22 protein-coding genes and 3 pseudogenes are annotated in these 17,937 nt (G+C 58.5%); 8 read left to right on the top strand and 17 right to left on the bottom strand.

The window, feature by feature from the left end:
• Nucleotides 1-8: 8 nt before the first annotated feature.
• Nucleotides 9-1,205, bottom strand: coding sequence for an aminotransferase class V-fold PLP-dependent enzyme (locus BLU15_RS20220; RefSeq protein WP_244546785.1), 1,197 nt, complete (start codon nucleotides 1,203-1,205; stop codon nucleotides 9-11).
• Nucleotides 1,199-1,678, bottom strand: a complete 480-nt coding sequence (locus BLU15_RS20215) for a RidA family protein (RefSeq protein WP_090297467.1) — start codon at nucleotides 1,676-1,678, stop codon at nucleotides 1,199-1,201. The genes BLU15_RS20220 and BLU15_RS20215 overlap by 7 nt, the downstream gene beginning before the upstream one ends.
• A gap of 100 nt (nucleotides 1,679-1,778) precedes the next feature.
• Here BLU15_RS20215 and BLU15_RS20210 point away from each other — a divergent pair, with 100 nt between their 5' ends.
• Together BLU15_RS20210 and BLU15_RS20205 are read left to right on the top strand one after the other, a co-directional pair.
• Nucleotides 1,779-2,720, top strand: coding sequence for a LysR substrate-binding domain-containing protein (locus BLU15_RS20210; protein ID WP_309139281.1), 942 nt, complete (start codon nucleotides 1,779-1,781; stop codon nucleotides 2,718-2,720).
• A 410-nt stretch (nucleotides 2,721-3,130) separates the two neighbouring features.
• Nucleotides 3,131-4,240, top strand: a complete 1,110-nt coding sequence (locus BLU15_RS20205) for a flavin-containing monooxygenase (RefSeq protein ID WP_090297461.1) — start codon at nucleotides 3,131-3,133, stop codon at nucleotides 4,238-4,240.
• Nucleotides 4,241-4,554: 314 nt separating this feature from the next.
• On the opposite strand, the gene BLU15_RS20200 is transcribed toward BLU15_RS20205, so the two are convergent.
• Both BLU15_RS20200 and BLU15_RS20195 read right to left on the bottom strand, forming a co-directional pair.
• Nucleotides 4,555-4,962, bottom strand: coding sequence for a type II toxin-antitoxin system VapC family toxin (locus BLU15_RS20200; protein WP_090297458.1), 408 nt, complete (start codon nucleotides 4,960-4,962; stop codon nucleotides 4,555-4,557).
• Nucleotides 4,962-5,215 (bottom strand): annotated as a pseudogene (locus BLU15_RS20195) (type II toxin-antitoxin system Phd/YefM family antitoxin). The gene BLU15_RS20200 and the pseudogene BLU15_RS20195 overlap by 1 nt, the downstream one beginning before the upstream one ends.
• Before the next feature lie 652 nt (nucleotides 5,216-5,867).
• Here BLU15_RS20195 and BLU15_RS20190 point away from each other — a divergent pair.
• Nucleotides 5,868-7,034 (top strand): hypothetical protein, encoded by a 1,167-nt coding sequence (locus BLU15_RS20190; protein ID WP_244546783.1) that lies wholly within the window; start codon nucleotides 5,868-5,870, stop codon nucleotides 7,032-7,034.
• A gap of 55 nt (nucleotides 7,035-7,089) precedes the next feature.
• Here BLU15_RS20190 and BLU15_RS20185 read toward each other — a convergent pair whose 3' ends face one another.
• From BLU15_RS20185 to BLU15_RS38995, 8 genes are all read right to left on the bottom strand, one after another.
• On the bottom strand, nucleotides 7,090-7,365 hold the full coding sequence (locus BLU15_RS20185; protein ID WP_034799791.1) for a hypothetical protein: 276 nt from the start codon (nucleotides 7,363-7,365) through the stop codon (nucleotides 7,090-7,092).
• Between the two features lie 73 nt (nucleotides 7,366-7,438).
• Nucleotides 7,439-7,819 (bottom strand): DUF6481 family protein, encoded by a 381-nt coding sequence (locus BLU15_RS20180; protein ID WP_090297455.1) that lies wholly within the window; start codon nucleotides 7,817-7,819, stop codon nucleotides 7,439-7,441.
• Nucleotides 7,820-7,848: 29 nt separating this feature from the next.
• Entirely contained in the window at nucleotides 7,849-8,073 is a 225-nt protein-coding gene (locus BLU15_RS20175; RefSeq protein WP_090297814.1) for a hypothetical protein, read from the bottom strand.
• Between the two features lie 119 nt (nucleotides 8,074-8,192).
• On the bottom strand, nucleotides 8,193-8,402 hold the full coding sequence (locus BLU15_RS20170) for a cold-shock protein (protein WP_034806062.1): 210 nt from the start codon (nucleotides 8,400-8,402) through the stop codon (nucleotides 8,193-8,195).
• Between the two features lie 219 nt (nucleotides 8,403-8,621).
• On the bottom strand, nucleotides 8,622-8,993 hold the full coding sequence (locus BLU15_RS40855) for a response regulator (protein WP_090297450.1): 372 nt from the start codon (nucleotides 8,991-8,993) through the stop codon (nucleotides 8,622-8,624).
• 12 nt (nucleotides 8,994-9,005) lie between these two features.
• On the bottom strand, nucleotides 9,006-9,263 hold the full coding sequence (locus BLU15_RS20160) for a hypothetical protein (protein ID WP_143034235.1): 258 nt from the start codon (nucleotides 9,261-9,263) through the stop codon (nucleotides 9,006-9,008).
• A gap of 519 nt (nucleotides 9,264-9,782) precedes the next feature.
• Entirely contained in the window at nucleotides 9,783-9,995 is a 213-nt protein-coding gene (locus tag BLU15_RS20155; protein ID WP_089045299.1) for a hypothetical protein, read from the bottom strand.
• A 558-nt stretch (nucleotides 9,996-10,553) separates the two neighbouring features.
• A complete protein-coding gene (locus tag BLU15_RS38995; protein ID WP_143034234.1) occupies nucleotides 10,554-11,003 on the bottom strand; it encodes a hypothetical protein in 450 nt (149 codons plus the stop codon).
• A gap of 310 nt (nucleotides 11,004-11,313) precedes the next feature.
• On the opposite strand from BLU15_RS38995, the gene BLU15_RS40655 reads away from it, so the two are divergent.
• Entirely contained in the window at nucleotides 11,314-11,442 is a 129-nt protein-coding gene (locus BLU15_RS40655; protein WP_256385327.1) for a hypothetical protein, read from the top strand.
• Between the two features lie 22 nt (nucleotides 11,443-11,464).
• The gene (locus BLU15_RS20140) at nucleotides 11,465-11,683 is read left to right on the top strand and encodes a DUF1515 family protein (RefSeq protein WP_090297444.1); all 219 of its coding nucleotides are present in this window, start codon (nucleotides 11,465-11,467) and stop codon (nucleotides 11,681-11,683) included.
• A gap of 159 nt (nucleotides 11,684-11,842) precedes the next feature.
• Here BLU15_RS20140 and BLU15_RS20135 read toward each other — a convergent pair whose 3' ends face one another.
• The 3 genes and pseudogenes from BLU15_RS20135 to BLU15_RS20120 all read right to left on the bottom strand — a co-directional run.
• The gene (locus BLU15_RS20135; RefSeq protein WP_034803228.1) at nucleotides 11,843-12,106 is read right to left on the bottom strand and encodes a hypothetical protein; all 264 of its coding nucleotides are present in this window, start codon (nucleotides 12,104-12,106) and stop codon (nucleotides 11,843-11,845) included.
• Between the two features lie 903 nt (nucleotides 12,107-13,009).
• Nucleotides 13,010-13,591 (bottom strand): dioxygenase family protein, encoded by a 582-nt coding sequence (locus BLU15_RS20130; protein WP_090297441.1) that lies wholly within the window; start codon nucleotides 13,589-13,591, stop codon nucleotides 13,010-13,012.
• 405 nt (nucleotides 13,592-13,996) lie between these two features.
• Nucleotides 13,997-14,237: pseudogene (locus BLU15_RS20120) on the bottom strand (Lrp/AsnC ligand binding domain-containing protein); the annotation flags it as partial.
• A gap of 519 nt (nucleotides 14,238-14,756) precedes the next feature.
• Between BLU15_RS20120 and BLU15_RS20110 the strand changes: the two are divergent.
• On the top strand, nucleotides 14,757-15,155 hold the full coding sequence (locus tag BLU15_RS20110; RefSeq protein WP_090297435.1) for a cupin domain-containing protein: 399 nt from the start codon (nucleotides 14,757-14,759) through the stop codon (nucleotides 15,153-15,155).
• 345 nt (nucleotides 15,156-15,500) lie between these two features.
• Nucleotides 15,501-15,692 carry a hypothetical protein gene (locus tag BLU15_RS20105; RefSeq protein ID WP_090297433.1) on the top strand — a complete coding sequence of 64 codons (192 nt, stop codon included), beginning with the start codon at nucleotides 15,501-15,503 and terminating at the stop codon, nucleotides 15,690-15,692.
• A 393-nt stretch (nucleotides 15,693-16,085) separates the two neighbouring features.
• On the opposite strand, the gene hisN is transcribed toward BLU15_RS20105, so the two are convergent.
• Together hisN and BLU15_RS20095 are read right to left on the bottom strand one after the other, a co-directional pair.
• Nucleotides 16,086-16,862, bottom strand: coding sequence for a histidinol-phosphatase (gene hisN, locus BLU15_RS20100; RefSeq protein ID WP_090297430.1), 777 nt, complete (start codon nucleotides 16,860-16,862; stop codon nucleotides 16,086-16,088).
• A complete protein-coding gene (locus BLU15_RS20095; RefSeq protein WP_090297427.1) occupies nucleotides 16,855-17,583 on the bottom strand; it encodes an ABC transporter permease in 729 nt (242 codons plus the stop codon). The genes hisN and BLU15_RS20095 overlap by 8 nt, the downstream gene beginning before the upstream one ends.
• Nucleotides 17,584-17,746: 163 nt before the next feature.
• Here BLU15_RS20095 and BLU15_RS20090 point away from each other — a divergent pair.
• Nucleotides 17,747-17,937 (top strand): annotated as a pseudogene (locus tag BLU15_RS20090) (IS110 family transposase); the annotation flags it as partial.

Raw genomic sequence — 17,937 nt, 5'->3', positions numbered from 1 at the left:
CCGTCCTTCTATTGGATCGCATCTTTTGCGATGTGCTCAACCGCATGGATCAGGCCATCGACCTCTCCCGCCGTATTGAAATAACTGACCGAGGCTCGAGCTATTTCCTGCAGTCCGCGCGCCGTCATGTCGAAGGGCGTGTAGGGTACGCCGTTCGCCCCGATTGAGATACTCTTCTCTGCTAGTCTGCGTCTCACAACCGATGCCGAAATTCCCTCCACCGTGAAAGAAACAAGGCCCGACTGTTTCTCCCCGAGATCGCGCACCTCAACCGCCGGAATACGTTTCAACCCGTCCCGAAGCCGGGTTGCCAGTCGGGCTATGCGGGCTTGGATCGCCTCGACACCCAACTCCGAAGCCAGCGCGAGTGCTTCGCCGAGCCCCAGGAGCAGTGATATAGGCGCTTCGGACGTTTCGAATAGACGAGCATCTTTCCTCAGCTCGACTTTTCCATTCACGAGAGGGCCGGAGCTCACGTCAACGAAACTGGGATCGAGCTTCTCAAGAAAATTGGAGCGAACGTAGACGAGAGCCGTTCCGCGCGGCCCTCTAACGTATTTCCTGCCGGCCGCCTTGAGCACATCGCAACCTATCCTCGACACATCGATAGGAAGCTGACCAAGTGCCTGCCCGGCATCCACGAAGTATGGGATGCGAGCCGCGTTGGCGACCCGCCCGATGGCTTCGGCGTCGTTTATCAATCCCCCGTTGGCGGGAAGCCATGTTAGCGAGATCATGCGCACCTTGTCGTCGATCATTGCGGAAAGAGCGTTCGGATCGACACTGCCGTCTTCCGCGCAGGGAATGGTCTCGATACTTGCCCCGGCATGGCTTGCCGCACGCTGCATCGATGCGACATTACCGCCCCATTCCTGTCGCCCAATGAGAATGCGCTCGCCCGACCTCAGCTGTGGCAACGCGGCAAATACGCTCCCCCAAAGGGCAGACCCCGATCCACCGAAGGCAACCTCGCCTTCGTCGGCGCCGATGAACTTGGCAGCATTGGTACGAAGTATCGCAAACTCGTCCGCAACCAGTGCGGCAGCTTCCATCGGACCTCGCGTCGATTCCAGCATCAAGTGTCCGACAATCGCTTCGGTGACCCGCCTCGGTGGGAGCGAAGCTCCGGCGTGATTGAAGTGACTTCGCTGGGCGCAGCCGGGTGTGTCGTTGCGCAGGCCGTCGATTTTTGCGTCGGTCAGCACCTAGTCTGCTCCAGTTCAACAACCGCATCGATCTCGACGGCTGCCCCCGAGGGAAGCGAACTGACACCAATGGCGGCCCTCGTGTGCTGCCCGGCTTCGCCGAACACCGCAACCATCAGGTCGGAGGCACCGTTTGCAACCTTCGAGTGATCCTTGAACTCGCTCGTTGCCGCGACGAATACGCCAATCTTCACGATGCGGCGGACAGACGAAAGCGAGCCGTCTGTATTGGAAGCGATCTGTCCGAGAAGATTAAGGGCTGCGATGCGCGCCGCTTGCACCCCCTGCTCGTGAGATATGTCCGCACCCAGGGTGCCTGCAATGATCTCACCGGCCGGCGCCTTGCTGATCTGACCGGAAATGAACAACAGGTTGCTCGTGTGGACCACCGAAATGTAATTCGCAGCCGGAGACGTCGGCGCGAGAAGTTCCAGGCCAAGAGTAACCAGTTGGTCACGGATGGAAATCGTCATCGTTTTCTCCTTTTCTTTCTCGCTTAATGAAAGAAATCCGAGGAGCCCGCCAATTCAAAGCTTTGCGCCCTGCGATCGAATTCGTTAATGTCAGCCGTCATTGATCCGCGAGGCATCGGCATTGCGCAGTTCCCCGTTCCTCCCACCCCTTTCCGCGGCCAGGGTCTTCCAGGTGGTAGCAAACCGAGGGAGCTTTCGATTGGCCGGCGAGGAACTGCTCATTACGCAAAGCGCGGTGAGCCACCACATCAAGCAGCTCGAGAGTGCTCTCGGTACTCCACTCTTTCGTCGCAAGAGTAAAAGCATTGAGCTGACCGAGGCGGGCACAATGTTTCTTGCCACCGTCGACGAGGCCTTCACTGTGCTGTCGGAGGGCACCGCGAGGGTGCGCTCGCGATCCGGGCAGACCAGCTTGCGTGTGAGCCTGCTTCCCTCTTTCGCCGCCAACTGGCTGGTCAACAGACTTGGCAGTTTCCTCAAGAGCTACCCGGCGATCGAACTCGAATTGGATCCGACCCTGCGCATTGTCGATGTCGGGCGAGGCGAAGCGGATATCGCGATCCGATTTGGCGATTTTGGCGGGAGCAAACAGTCCTGCGTGCACCTCGCAAACGAAGATTTGTCTCCGGTGTTGAGCCCGGCGCTATACGGAGACGGATCCCAGTTTCAATCCGCGCTAGACCTGCTCAACCAAGAGATATTACAGGCCAAGAGCGGCCTCGAGTGGCAGCTGTGGTCGGAGGCAGCCGGATTTCCGCTTGAGAGGGCCAAACAGACCCGGCTGACTGACTACAACATTGTATTGCAAGCTGCTCTTGATGGTCAGGGTGTCGCCATGGGGCGAGGCCTTCTTGTTCGGGAGCATATTCGGGCGGGGCGCCTGGTTAGGCCCTTGTCGGCTTCGTTGAGCTCACAGAAAGCTGCATACTGGGCAGCCTTCGACCCGCTCTCGAAGAAACTCGAAGCGATAGAGGCGTTTGTCGCCTGGTTGAAAAATGAGATGACCCTATCGGCGCAGAGAACGTCCGGCCCCATTTTTTGATCGATGCAATCGTCGTCGCAATGGTAAGATTTACCGGCGGATACCTCTGGACGCGCGCCACCAAGTATTTCTGCACAAGCTAGAACCTCAACACCGAGGAAGTAGCACTTGTTCCCCATAGAGTGGCAGACCCGGCTCTACCCCAGTGAGGCACCTTCCAGTCGATACATTGTGCGATCAGATCGTGAGGCTTTCGGTCTCTCCTCACTTTTCCTTTGGCGTGGAAAATGAAATCCGTCTAATTGGGGCTGCAACGACCGCTCGGCCGCTCCCGCCCCAAAAAACATTCTCGCCGAAGGCATGGAAACGCAACCCGGGCAATACAGGCGGAGTACAAGGGGAGACAGCGCCCCGCCCACTTGTCCGCCGACCCCTGTCGAATTAGGCTCCATTCTGGGAGCGACCATCGAGTGGATACTTATGTCGTCATTGTCGGAGCCGGGCCGGCCGGCCTTGCGGTCGGCGCCTGCCTAAGACGGGCGGGGCTGGATTTCGTCATCCTCGAAATGGCGCATGAGATCGCCCCCGCCTGGCGACGCCACTACGGGCGGCTGCACCTTCATACGGTGAAGGCGTTCTCCGCGCTGCCGCACATGCCATTCCCCAAGGACTATCCGCGCTATGTGCCGCGCGAGAAGATGGTCGCCTATCTCGACGCTTATGCCGAGCGCTTCGAGCTACGACCGCGCTTCGGCGAGACGGTCAAGTCCATCCGCCGCAAGGACGGCGGCTACCTGGTCGAGACCGGAACGGAGACATTCTGCGCAGGCCACGTCGTGGTCGCCAGCGGCAACAATGCGGAGCCCTTCGTTCCCAGCCTGCCCGAAATCGAGGCCTTCAAGGGCAGGCGGCTGCACAGCGCTGACTACACTGAAGCCGCGCCCTTCGCCGGCCAGTCGGTTCTGGTTGTCGGTATGGGTAACACCGGCGCTGAGATTGCGCTCGACCTTGCCGAGTGCAGCGCCCGCCCGACGCTGTCGGTACGAAACGGCATCCACATCGTGCCGCGCCAGCTGTTCGGCGTGCCGATCCAGATCATCGCCATCGCAACCCAACCGCTGCCGCGAGCTGTGAACGACCGGTTGTTCCCCACCATCCTCGACCTCGCGCTAGGTAAGCTCGAAAAATACGGCATCGCCAGGCCGAAGCAGGGCATTCTTGAGCAGATCAACGCCGGACGCATCCCGGTCATCGATGTCGGCACGGTGAGAGCGATCAAATCCGGCGACATCAAAGTGGCATCAGACATCAAGCGTTTCACCGAGCGCGGTGCCACTTTCGTTTCCGGCAGGCATGCGGAGTTCGACAGCGTCATCCTCGCGACCGGCTACCGGCCGAGTTTCGAGAAGTTCCTGCCGGCGGCATTGCGGCCCGGCAAGAGCGGCGTCACTCGCCAAGCCGCCGCGCTCGACCTTTATCTCGTCGGTTTCCACAATCCGGTCACCGGCCTGCTCAGGGAGATCGGTCGAGAGGCGGCCGCGGTGAGCGCGGATATCGAGCGGCGGAGCAGCACAAAGTGATTGCGTCAAAGTTTCAGCGATGGGTGCTTCGTCCGCGCGCGCCCCAAACATGGAGCATAGGGGTGGTCGCTACCCGGACGCCGATCAGCGTGTCATCGCCGCCGACCTACAATAAGGTTCTCGTAATGGGAAAATCCAAGGCTAGGCTAGGCTCGGCATCGCCATGCAACGCGAGCGCGTCGCAATAACGACCGTGATTGAGCCTCCGCTCACTGCGGAGGCTCAATCAATTGCATACCGCAAGATCCAAGCCCCGGCGAACAGTTGGTCCGAAAAACTATCCTCGAGAAAGGGTGTCCGTCGCGCCGGGCGGCTCACGCCGACGTTTCCCAAGGATTGATTACGCAGGCATCTGTGTCTTCGAAATCCTTGAAGTTGCGCGTGACAAGGACAAGATCGTGGACGATCGCGGTCGCGGCGATCAACCCGTCAGTATCACCGCGGGGGCGGATTGCCGCGATGCGGCCCCATTCGACCGCGATTTGGTCTGTTATAGGCAAAATGCGGTCGCCATGGTCGTGGCGCAGCTTGCGCAGCCATTCGGTGAGGTGTGCTGCAGTCTTCGGATCCGACCTCTGTTTCAGGGCAATTCCGCGCATGATTTGGCCGAGGGTGAGCGCGCTCAGGTGGATGCTGAGCGGATCGACAGAGCGCAGCCAAGACACCGCCTGCGACGTGCCACGTCGCGCCTCTGACACAATGTTTGTGTCAACCAGGTAAATCAGAAGGCCACATCTCGGCTTGGCGTCTTGATGCGTACATTCACCGCATCAGCGAGTTGGTCGTCCCAAGCGGGACCGCCAAGCAGGTCATCGACCAACGTCGGCCGGCCAGCCCGTAGGGCGTCGTAGTCATGAGCGGACAGTACAACGGCGCCGCGCTCCCCCGCAGCGTGACAATCTGCGGTCCCTCGTGGCGGGCCTTCTGCACCACCTTCGAGAATTGGTTCTTGGCGTCCTGCAGTTGCCATTCCATAGCTCCACTCCATGTTGGCTAGACTGTCTAGCTATCCTATCGCTCGCGATTTAACGGGGAAAAGCGCGATCGATAGACCTCTGCCCGCAACGCCACGCGAGCTCACTCGCAGGACTTGCATGGGACACCGAACTTGCTGAGCAAATTTGGCCAGATCTTCCTTTTGTCGGAAATGAATGGTGCACATTACGCAATCATTTTGGCCCGGAACGTGAACAGCGCAGCAACTAGGGTGAGTCAACCCAGGCCCTTCGCACCTGGGTCGCCGGCGTCGCTCGGGGCAGGCAACGCGAGCCCGAGCCTTGCTCTTGCCTGACCGAAGACGGCTCGCGCAGTTCATCCTCCATCCGGGCTAATGGCGGGACGGTCAAACGCATGATAGATTAATATTAGTTATTGCGCATATAAATTTGCTTGTTGGAGGCGACATAACTCGCATTCCTTCAATGGACGTTTATGGCTTGCCTACGCTGTCGGTGGGGAATTTTTCCGGCTGACTTTCCTCTCGTCGACCTTTCCGACATTCGCGGGAAGCCACCGCAACCTGACGGGATCGCTCGGACCGCCGCGCGGCAGGCATGTGGGGGACTGCGCGGCTGCGACCGGCAACTATGCCGGATCGATTTCGCATCGGGTATGAGAGGGAGGGGACATGCTGAAGAACATGATGCTGCTGTTTATCTCGCTCACGGTGGCGCTCGGGGCCGGGGAAGCAATGCTGCGTATGTTTACGCCGTTTCCGATCGGCACACGGACGCACAAGAGCATCGACGAGAAATATGGCTATCGCCTCGATCCGGCACTCGGCGACGTAGACAAGGCCGGCTTCCGGGATCCACCTGGAGCAGGTCATGACTTTCAGGTCGCGGCGATCGGCGATTCGATGACCTATGGCAACAACGTTGATAGCGCGCATTCTTGGCCGGCGGCTTTCGAGGCAATGACGGGGCAACGCACCTACAACTTCGGTGTTGGGAGCTACGGTATCTACACTTATCACGCCATCGTGCACGATGCTTTGGCCGCGGGCGCGAAAGGAAACATTGTCGCCGTATTCCCTGCCAACGACTTCGCAGTCGTCTTTTCCGCCTGTGATATCAAGAATGCCCGTTCCGACTTCTGGCTCTCAGAGCAGAGGCGGCTTCATCTGCAGGCCCTGTTCGGTGACGCGGGAGGTTATTGGCAGTGTGCCGAGCAATCCGCGAGCCTCAAGACGAAGCTTGTCGAGAATGTCGCGATCCTGAGTGTCTATCACCATGAGATCGGGGAACGACTAAAGACTCTTTACGCCCGACTGTTCAAACCGGGCGATGATGAAACATCCGAATACTACACATTTCCGGACGGATGCCCTTCCGTCCTGAAGCGCTATGTCGACGACCACGGCCGCATGGCGGATCTGGCGTCACCCGAAACCGCAGCAATGTTCAGCGACTTCCAGCGGTTTGCGGCCGATTGGGCACAGCAGCGGCCGGGGCGGGTGGGCATTCTGCTCATTCCATCGAAAGAGCGCGTAATCTTCGAATGCCTGCGTCGCCATGACCGGCTGGCGTCAGCTGCGCCGGAATTTGTCCTCAGCGTTGAACGTCAGGTTGCGCTTGAAGACAAGATTCGCGAGACCGCAAAGGAGCTCGGTTTGCCGTATCGAAGCGCGCTTGCCGCAACCGCCGATGCCCTGCAGGATGCGATCGTTGCCGGGCAGCGCCTTTATCCTGAAAGAGACGGCCATCCGTTTGAAGCCGGTTACAGCGCGTTCGCACGGACAGCATCATTGCTTTGGGATGAGATGACGGTGAGGGCCGCCCAGCCTGGCGACTAGTCGGCGTTGATGAAGCAACGTGAAATCGCTGATCGCAGCGAGCGTATGCATCCAGTCAGGCTCGGTCGTACGTAAAGGACGTCAGCAAGGTGGTTACGAAATTGCTCGCCCGTTCCTTGACGAGCACCTCGGTCCATTCATTGGTCCCTCGAAGCCTTAGATCGGTGTAGATGCTGTCGACGGCGGCCTCTTCGATGCGTTTGATGTGCGCCTTGAAATTTGCCTCGCCGCCGGCATGGTACATGTCCCGTATAACCATGCGCAGGATTTCTTGGATTGCGATTTGCCACGACGTGTTGATCGCCTGGAGTTCATTCGCATCCGGTGCCATCGGCGTTCCCTTTCGTATTGAGTGTCCCGAGCATGACATCGCCATGCTGTCGGGTAACGGCGCAACGGAAAAATTATCCTTGTCTTGCCTTGCGATTGGCATAGCGCCTGTCGCGGTTGGCCTTTCGCACCGCCTCATCTTCGATCACCCGCGCTATACGCGCGTTTTCGGCGATCGCCCGCGCTTCGGTTTCGGCGACCGCTGCCGCCTCAACGGCTGCCTGCCGCTCTGTCGCCTCGGTCTCGATACGCTTTTGTTCCTCAAGCTTCAGACGCTCGCGTTCAACGCGCCGCTCTTCACGAGCGGTGGAAAGGGCTTCGCGCTCGGCCTGCCTTGCCATCCTCCCTGGTTCTGCTGCAGTCCTTGCCGCTCGGTAGGCGTTCAAGAGAGCAGTTTTGGCGTCTGCCGATGCGGCTCGGCGGTCGGAGATGTCGTTTTTTCCGGCGTTCTTCATTCGTATCCCAATAGTAAGTGCGTCAGAGATCAGCGTGTGTTGGCGCGTTTGGCGATGAGATTGCGTGTCGCCGACAAGCGGTCGGCCAACTCCTTTGCAAGGCGGTCCTCTCGGAGCCGGAGAGTCTTGGCATCCCGGGCCTGAGCAACGGATTCCACCTCTTCCATTGCGTTGTTTTTGGAGAAGAACTGCGTCTGGACTTTCATGAAGGCGATCTCCGCCTGCTGACGGGATTTGCTATGTGCTTCTATCATTGGAACCTCAACTAGTTCGGCGTGGCGAACAAAAAAGGCCAGGCGAAACGCCCGGCCTTGTTGAAACTGCTTCCGGCAATGCCAGTACATCCGTGGTCAAAGGGAAGCAAATCTCAATTTTAGGCAGACTGCAGATTGGTAGCAGACATCTTGCCCGACTTATTGTCGCGCTCGAGCTCGAAGCCGATCTTTTGACCTTCGACGAGTTCGCGCATTCCAGCGCGCTCGACGGCGGAGATGTGCACGAACGCGTCTGCGCCACCGTTATCAGGCTGGATGAAGCCGAAGCCCTTGGTGGAGTTGAACCATTTTACTGTGCCTGTGGTCATGATGAACCCTTTCAAAGCATAGAGTGAGGGACCGCTCAGCCTATGCTAAGCAGGTGGAAACCGACTGTTTTTGAAAGGGAAGTTCGCTTAAAGCGCGGTGCCAATCGCGCGGTAGACAAAGCTCGGCAAGCAAAAGATCGATGCCGCATCTATAAGGGACTTGGATTGCCGCGTCAACGATTAGTTTTCCAAGACGCAGCATTCCCCCTTTGGTTGTACTCATCCAATTGTGTCGCAGGAGCGAAGGCGCGCCTCCCTCGGCCCTGTCGGCGGCTCGTCCCCATCGCACGGATGACCGCATCGCATAGCAGATGGTTGAACGGGCTTGACCAGCACATCCGATACTCCCGCCCTTCCCGCCGCCTGGACTACTTCCTCACGGCCATAGGCCATTACTATGATGAGACACGGCGTGTCGGTCATCCCAAGCGAGCGGGGCGCCATTGCAGTCTCTCTTCCATCCATTTTCGGCATCTGCCAGTCGAGAAGAACAACATCGTAACGTGTTTGCGGAGGCGTGTTCCGAATGGCGACGATTGCGTCCGTTCCGGACGGTGCGGCGGGAGTGTCGAAAGACATCGCTGTCAACATCGCTCTCGTGCGCTAGCGGATCATACGTGGACTGACGGCACTCAGCATTCTCAGGATGTCGTCCTCGAACTTCCGGCACAGGTCTTCATATTCTTTCAGCCGTGCTGGGGCGGGACCCGCCTGCTCGCGCAGTTCGTCACGGGTCACAGCGGCTTTACCGTAAGCTTCGAGCAGATCGGTTATCGCAACGAAGTTTGCGTCGGCAATTTGTTTCCGATGTCGTGGCAAGCGCATCATCATCCGGGCTCTACCGACCTTTTGGAAGTCCATGTTACACCCCCTAACGGCAAGGCTAAACGCAGTCTCCTCGAACACGACTTCATTAGCAAGTTGCTACTTTGCCTGCCCCACGCATATCAGTACCCGGCGGGCGCCATCACCGCGCAGAGCAGGTCCGCGATGCCTCGACGGACCGGCCGCCAGAGCGACGACCGCTCGCCCTCGATGGTCCAGCCGACGAAGCAACAGAAATCGTTTGGTTGCATTCTGCGAGTGAATGCGCTCTCAATTGCGTCGTCTGTCGAAATCGAAGGCGCAGACGGAAGGCAACACTCAGACGAAGGCTCTGGATCGTACCCGTTTCGATCTGGAGCCTTTTCACATTAATATCACAATCCCCCTGACGACGATCACCGCGGCTCGAGGCCAAGCCGGCATCGCGGGGATCCAGTCAAGCAATTGCGGATAGTTCCCTCCGGCAGGGCAGTTCGATCGAGCCGCAACACACCTGCGATCAGCGCGAGGCCTCTCCTTTCCTCCCTAAAGAGCTCGCCTCACCCAGCAAACCCTTCACATCCCGTCGTCAAACTCCGCTGCTTGCCCTTGAGCCAGGAACTGCGCAAGTGCCGACATCAATGTCTCAGCGCTGTAGCGGTCAAGCTGAACCTCGATCGTCGTACCAGCCGAAGTTGATAGTTCGAAAACCCCCAGGAGCGGGTCAATGGACGCGATAGAAAAAGAACCCAGAAATTCGCCCTGGACCGTTGTGCTGCCAAGCCCCATGGATGCCTCCTGCATGGTACGAAAGACATCACTAAAATAGTCGCTTTTGATCGATCCGCAAAGCCGGCGCCGGGTTCGCGATGCTTAGGGGGGTAGATTGAACGAGTGCAATCACTCAGCGTCAGGAGATCATGGAGACGCCGATGAAGACGAACGCGGCTCCAGGCCAAGCCGGCAGGGACCCCAGCCAGTCAAGGCGTCGGTCCCAGGCGGCGATTTTGCTCGATGGGAAGGTTTCGACCCTGGTTGAGGTTGCGTACGAGGCCCCCAGCTAGTGTTCTTCTGGTCAGCCGGAACAGCCCTGCGATCAGCACCGTCGCCCCCAAAGTATCCATCGTCTATTACCCTCTAAATAGCTCGCGTCACAACCTCCGTCGCGACGGACACCAACAAGGCGGCCAGCGCGACGGCCGTTCCAATTCGCGCGATCTTCATCCGGCGCCCGCGAGCACCATTCCAGTCATAGCCCATGTGTTCCTCAGCCGGCTTCATGCCGTTCGTGAATGGTGGCTGGCGTTCCTAACAAAGAGGTAGATCCCGATGATGGCCCCTCCGGGCCTACGTTCGATGTTGGCCTCGTCTTCGGCCAAGCCGGAGGTCCAACATCACACGGACCAGCCATCTCCTGACATCTGATGTCGCCACGAATTCATCGATGTTTTCGATGGCGTATTCGAGTGTTTTTTCGGTGAGCGCGGTTGCCGCACGCTGTGAGGCGGTCAAGCTCCGCGCCCATGCCGTCAGCTCTGGCAGCAGATCCACGACCATGCCAACGCCTCCCGATGGCGGTAAATGGTCGAGCGGGCGGCGAGCATCTTTAAGTCGGCGTTCCAGTTCCCAGGCGTCTCGTACGCCACTCATGAACAAACGGAGCGCCTCGCGAGCCAGCCATTCGCTTTCTTCACTTTGTCGGGGGATATTCCGTGCGTTCACGACCTTATCAAAGACCGTGGAAATGACGGTGAGCCCCTCGGGAAGAATGTATCCGGATTGCAGTCGATCAAACATAACCTCCTCCATTTAAGGCGAAAGTGATGATGGTCCATCAGTCGCTGGAGCCCGTTTCATGGTCCGGCGATCAGACAAAATATGGTCTTCAAAACGGGCTATGACTAGCCCTTAACAGCTCCAGCGTCGACTTCGGCCGGCGATTTTTATCTCATTTTTTCATCTCACTAAAGGAAAACTCGATGAACAGAACGACGTTCCTCGCCTATGCGAGGCGCGCGCCTTTTGGCGGCCGGCTCATGCATCCCAGGTCGGCGCCATGAGTGTCATAGTATCGACCCCAATCGGCCGGTAAGGTAATCGACGACCGGTGGCTCGCCGACAGCTCGCGACCGTCTTTCACGAGACCGGCGGCACGATGCAGCGGGTGATCGAGAAGCTCAATTACTCGGCCGCGCGCCTGGCCCAGGTCTGGCCGTCAAGACAAGGCGACGACTAGCCGGCAAGTGGTTCATTGGCGCATGAACCAGCTTGTCGACCGCGTCGGCCATCTTGAGGCCTCCGCGATAACGATTGGGGAGGAGGTCTCCGAGATGAAGCTGGTGACCGATGACGTGAGGCGATGGAAGCTGAGGCATCGGTGGCTTGGAGTCACCGGAATTGCGGCCAGGGCGCTTGGGATAAGTCAGGCCGAGGCGATACGGCGGATCATCTTCGGGATCACGGGGCAAGGTAGGTAAGCAGAAAGAAGAACCCCACCTCCGACGGCACGACGATGGGGCTCTCTACGTTTGATCCGGAGGGATCCGGGATCATCAGCAATGAACAAACCAACAGGTCCCGGATAGGTTCCTGCCGCCGTTGAATAAAGATGGCTCCGTAAGGTCGCGCAGGCTGCGCTAGTGGATGGTCTGGGGCCATGTCACGTCCACGAACCGACCAATGGACCGAAGGTAGGCGATGATCTCGGACCTCAGAGCTGCGCGGTCGCCATACCTCTCGCCGATCCGACTAAGTTCCTCCTTGGCTTCTTCCTGCTCATCGACATCGCCAAGCACATACATATCGTGTCCCACGGCGTTGATATCGCAACCCGCCGCGATCACTTCGGCCACAAAACTTGGGATCTCATTTGCGTTCATTTCGCGCTTGCTCTCAATCATGACATCCTCGCTTTGAAACGAGAAACTACTGTGAAGTCGAGCGGTTCCCACAGGGACAAAAACGCTCACCGGAATTCGGAGCAAACGGAAGAATGGCCCCGATGGGGTGTCGGGGCCAGTTGGTATCGTTGGCGCTTCTACGCGGGGAATGGGAGTACCTCATGAAGCGCTGTGATCCCGGAAAGGATCATTGCCTATCCTCTAACTGCCGCGTGTGAAAGTGGTTCCCAGTTGGAAAAGAGACGGCCCCGTCCGGGGAGAGCGGGGCCTCGGCACGGAGGTGCCATTGGCTCCATGCTGGGCTATTAGATGGAGCCTAGCCTAGATCCCGCGGGGGATGGTGGATCGTAGGCAAAGCTAGAAACGCGTACATTTAACAGAGGTTCCAGCACCGAAGAAAAAAAAGGGGCCCCGAAAGCCGATAACCGGACCCTAGGAGGTACGTGCCAAAATCCTGGTGTAAGAGAGCCAGGACGACCTTCAAACCTACGACGTCAGGATTGGTTCCGGCTCGATCTGAAAGCCGAGAGGGGGAGAAAAAATGGCCGCAAACGGCGACGACAGCGCCAAAGCGAAAGGATCCGGTCTAAAGTACCAGAGTCCTTGGCCTTGGTGCGCACGGTTTTCAGTGTCGGTCCATTCGCGGAGATCGGTCCACACAGCGTAGGCGGAGAGGACGGTGTGTGTGAACGGTCATCAGGGAAATCATGAGGTTGCGATATGCTGCAGGCAGCAGGATCTGCCAGGCGGCCCCGTAATCAACCTCAAGCGCCCCGACCTCTTCGTATCCTCAGCAATGTTCTCGAAAGCCATGCCATTGGAACATGACCGAGCTGCTATAAGAATGCTCAGACACACTCTGCCACGGCGTAGCCGCCGGTAGGGCTGGATGAAAAGTGCCAGTTACGCCACTATGAAATCGTAGCGGCCGAATTTTCCGTCGCTCGTCGTTTTGATGTCGAGCAACAGGTCTGCATTGAATATGCGGTCACCCTTATTGTCCGGCTCACCGGCAAAATACAGCTGCGTCGTCAGCACGTTCCCGCCGGGCCTTTGGACTTTCACGTGGTAATGCCGGGTGCGACCAGGATAGAGCCCAGGCACGATCGTCTCAAACCACCATTTGCCTTCAGCGTCCGTGAATTGATGTCCGCGGAGTTTGTATCCGCTGTTGTCATAGGTGCCGGTCTCATCGGCATGCCATAACTCGATCAACGCTTTTTCTACCGGCTGGCAGTCCTTGGTTAGCACGTAGCCAACAAGTGTCATTCTTTCACCGCCCGGTGAATCGCTGGCGAAGTCCTTTTTTTCAGGGCTCTCCGGTGTGAAATACGGGCCTTCGGTCTGTGCCGGCGTCAGATCCTGGTCATCACCGCAATTGGCCGTAAGCGGCAACTCCACGGAAGCGCCGGCTGCATGGCCGAGTCTCGGCAGCACAATCGGCGTGGCGACGAAGCTGATAAGGAAATGTCGCCGGGTCGGCATGGCGCTATATCTCCAAACACGGAAGCCAAGATCGTTGCGGGTCCGTTGGGCAGAACTAGGGCGGATATTACCAGATTTCGCGACCAACAAATTCATCAGGCGAGTGCCGCTGCTCAAGCGTCGCCGGTCTTGCATCCCAGCATCTGGAGTTTGACTTGGAGCAGTAGCAATGCCGTTCCACTGACGCCGTCTGCTTTCTAGCGGAAGCAAGCTTCGTCGCCTTTTTCTCGGCGAAGCTGAAGCATCCTGTCTTCATTCTGGGTTACGGGCAGCGAGTTGCTCGACGCCATGGCAGCTGCGCGCCGTGAGGGCGCGATGGTCATGATCCATTGCGAAAATGCAGCTATTGGGTGACTGGCGTCCCGCTGATGGTCGTCCATGTTTTCAGCGGAAATTCGATCAATATCATCCCAGCCGCCCGACGCCGCGGCGTGACCTAAATCGACCCTCGTTAAGTTGGAGCTTCGCCTTCGTCGACCGCGGCGTGGATAAAAGAAAGCTCGTTTCGCTGCCCATAATGCAGGGCACGAGACGGATTTTGCGCAGCACAGCGTCAAAGTTGGCCAGGCTAGAGGCGCTGAGTTCTACCAGCAGATCCCACCGGCCGTTCGTTGTGTGAAATCTGCGAGATTTCAGGAAAGCCGCCACGCGATTGATCTATCGGTTCTGCTGTCCTTAGAAAGGTGATGGTGGATAGCTCAATGCTCAGAGCCGCCGGCTCATGACCGATCGGTTGCAGGTTCATGTCCTGTGGGCCCACCATCCAACTTCGCCTTTATGTTATAAGAGGCTCCGCGCTTCTCGCCTTCCAAAATGACGGATCAGCCGCCTAGAAGCCCCGGCGCTGTGACCGCTGACTTCGGGTTTGGAAGGTACCTAGGAACGCAGCGCGGGCAGTCTCAGGGATAGCCTGGCTCGACTTGCTCCAGCTTTCGACGAACCATCATCGCCAATTTGTAACTAATCGTTTCAGCCAATCTATTGGCGCAGATTCGATACAAACTCCTGCTCATCGAGAAACAATCCATACACAAGCAACGCGTCAACTGAACACGGTAATAGAAACGGATTTCGTGAGGACTGAGGTCCCGCCGCAAAAGCGCGATTCCATCCTCGGCTGCACGCTCCAAGTTCGACAACTGGTCACCACTGGAAAGGGTTCCAAATGAAAATTATGCATAGCATCGCGATCGCTGCCGCGGCGGTTTCAATCAGTTTCGCGCTGGGCAGCGTCGCCCAGGCGCAGGAACTCAAACGGACTGGTCTGGTTCAAAGCGATATCAGCGTGCCGGGCAAGGAAGCGCTTCAGGTCCGGGTAGATTTCCCGCCAAACGCTGAATCTATCAATCATAAACATCCCGGCGAAGAAATTGCATACGTGCTCAAAGGTACGCTTGAGTACACGCTCGAGGGTAAGAAGCCGGTGACGCTGAAGGCCGGTGAAGCCCTCTTCATTCCGGCGGGTGTTGCGCACATCGCCAAGAATGTTGGCGATGGCGAGGCGTCGGAGCTTGCGACTTACATCGTCGCGAAGGACACGCCGCTTGCTGCCCCTGTGAAATGAGTTCGCTGCGATAGGGAGCGATCACTCATGAAACATGTCAAATACCCTCACCAGGTCACTGTCTAGCGAGGTTTGCTTTCGGGGGCTGGCGCAATTGCCATGTCACCCCCCGCCGTTGTGCCGATGCTCGCCAACGGCTCTGCAGTAGGGTCCATGTGATCGACCAGTAGCTCCGTTGGAGATGAAATCAGGCCGTCGCGCCGAGATCGCGCAATCCGAATTGGACTATCTTCGGAACCACATCATCGCCACCAGGTGGCCAGCGGGCGCGCGTTTTCGCGCGGCTCTTCGTCAAGCTGGACCGTCGCTCGGCCAACCCGCCTGGCCGCTTCTGAGACCAGCGTCATGGACGAGGAGACGAAGCGGCACTGGAAGATGATGAGGCTGCTGGCCGGAACCGAGTGGTCCGGCCGCGCTCGGTATGCGGCCGCCATGGTCTTCTACCAGCGCGGCCTGCGGCGCTACAAGATCGGCGTTGATTGGCTGGCCTTGCTGGAAGATTGCGGCGATCCGGACTGCCGGAACAGTTGGTCGTGAGGCGAAATAGCGCCTGAGCAGCGCTCCCTTGGGCTTTCGTCCGTACTTTCCACGCACGCCTAAAACGCGCCTCTTCGCCCGTACCGACCGATACTGGACGGAATGGGGAGGGAAGTCTACGGTTCGTTCAGGGGCCATGTGTACGTGGTGATCTATGCGCAATAGGGAACGTGGAACTCGGCGAATATGGCCGCCAAGTGCTGCGGCGGCCGCCTGGCGCTGGATTACAGGTGAGGTGCTGAATTTCACAAGGTGCTCGAAGGTTCACCCAACGAAGACAAACCAGGCGAAGATGTCGGCATGTATTTCGTATGCATCGTGTTGGCAGAGGGAGAGCTGTCATTCCGGGGCCGGGAGACGTTTGATCGTAGCCCTGCCCTCATCAGAGCTGCGTCAATTTAGCGTTTCGAGGACCTGGCGATGCAAGGCTTCGTTGGCGGCCGCGAGGCACAGATTGCCGGAAGTCAGCGTGAGCGGCCGACCCTGCCAGTCCGTGATACAGCCGCCCGCACCCGTCACTACCGGGACAAGGGCGCAATAGTCGTAGGGATCGAGCCCTCCGTCGATGCTGATGTCGATGCTACCGTCCGCGACTCGGCCATAGGCCATGCAGCTCCCACCATAGACACACCACCGCGTAGATAGGCGCAGGCGTTCAACGCCATCCTTCTCGTTTTGCTGGAACGGCTCCGGATTGCCGTTGGCCATGAACGCCTCCGAAAGGAGAGCAGTCGATGCGGTCCGGATGGCAACACCGTTGAGGGTCGTCGCGCGCCCTGACAATCCCAACCAGCGGTCGCCGGTGACAGGATTGTCGATCAGTCCAAGGACCGGCGTCCCGCCATGCGTCAATGAAATCAATGTGCCATAGACAGCGAGTCCGCCGACGAAAGCCTTGGTGCCGTCAATAGGATCGATGACCCAGACGAACTCCTCGCCCAAACCCTCGGCGCCAAACTCCTCCCCGAGCACCCCATGGCGAGGGAAGCGGTCTGCGATGCGTTCGCGCAGCGACTGCTCGACCGCGCGATCCGTTTCCGTCACCGGGCTCGAATCCGATTTCGCAACGGGGCGGCGCGGGCCGGCCGCAGCAGTGCGCAGGATCTGCCGCGCAACATCGGCGATCTCGCTGGCGAAACTGGAAAAAAGCTGAAGCGGCTGGTCAAGCATGGGCGGGTACCCTCCTCAATGTGTTTTTTGCCTCTACGGCCGGTCGCATGTGGCGGGAAAGTCGGGCCTCGATCGCCCGCACCAGGCGCGAGAGCATCCAGGCGACGCAGAGATAGACGAGCGCAGCGGAGATAAAGACTTCGTAGGGAGCATAAGTCCGGGCGACGATCGTATTTGCCGTGCCCGTGAGCTCCATGATCGTGATTGTGCTGGCGAGCGAGGTCGCCTTCATCATGCTGATCATTTCGTTGCCATAGGCCGGCATGCCGATGCGCAACGCCTGGGGAAGAATAACGAGCCGGTAGATGAGCGAGGGGCGCATGCCCAAGGCGACGGCCGCCTCCTTCTGACCGGCCGGGATTGCGAGAATGGCGCCGCGCAACATGTTCGCGGTGTAGGCTGCGGTATGGAGCGCGAGCGTCAGCAGTGCGCAGAACCAGGCTTCACGAAGGACCGGCCAGAAGATGCTGCTGCGAACAATCTGAAACTGCGAAAATCCGTAATAAACCAGGAAAACCTGCACCAGCAGAGGCGTTCCACGGAAGAAGGTGATGTAGCCCATCACCGGGAGCCGGAAAATCGGGCGGCCATTGGCTGCGACGATGCCAAGCGGCAAGGCGAGCAGGGCTCCGCAAACAAGGGTCATAAGGAGCAATTGCACCGTGGCCAGCGCACCGTAAAGCAGCGCCGGAACGCTCTCCAAAATCAAGGACCAGTTCATGCTGGGGACCTCCTCTCGCCGCGCATCAACCGTCCTTCGAACATGGAGTAATCGCGGCGCGACCGTCTCTGGCTTTTTGGGCTGGTGAGGGTGGTTGCCCCCGATAGGATGGAAAAACGGGCTCTCGATTGGAACCGGGCCCAAACATCGGATGGAGGCAACCATGAACCAATATATTGGGCTTGATGTTTCATTGAAAGATACCGCAATTTCGATCCGCGAAGATGGCAAGCGGATCTGGCGGGGGAAATGTCCTTCGGATCCCAAGCTTTTGGCGCAAATGATCCGCAAGCATGCCCCGTACGCCAGGCGCGTTGTATTCGAGACGGGGCCGTTGTCGACGTGGTTCTTTCA

Origin of the sequence: Ensifer sp. YR511 (assembly GCF_900103045.1) — a bacterium.
Classification (GTDB): domain Bacteria; phylum Pseudomonadota; class Alphaproteobacteria; order Rhizobiales; family Rhizobiaceae; genus Ensifer; species Ensifer adhaerens.
Note: the sequence above shows the minus strand (reverse complement) of the source record. Positions and strands in the feature narration are given on the sequence as shown.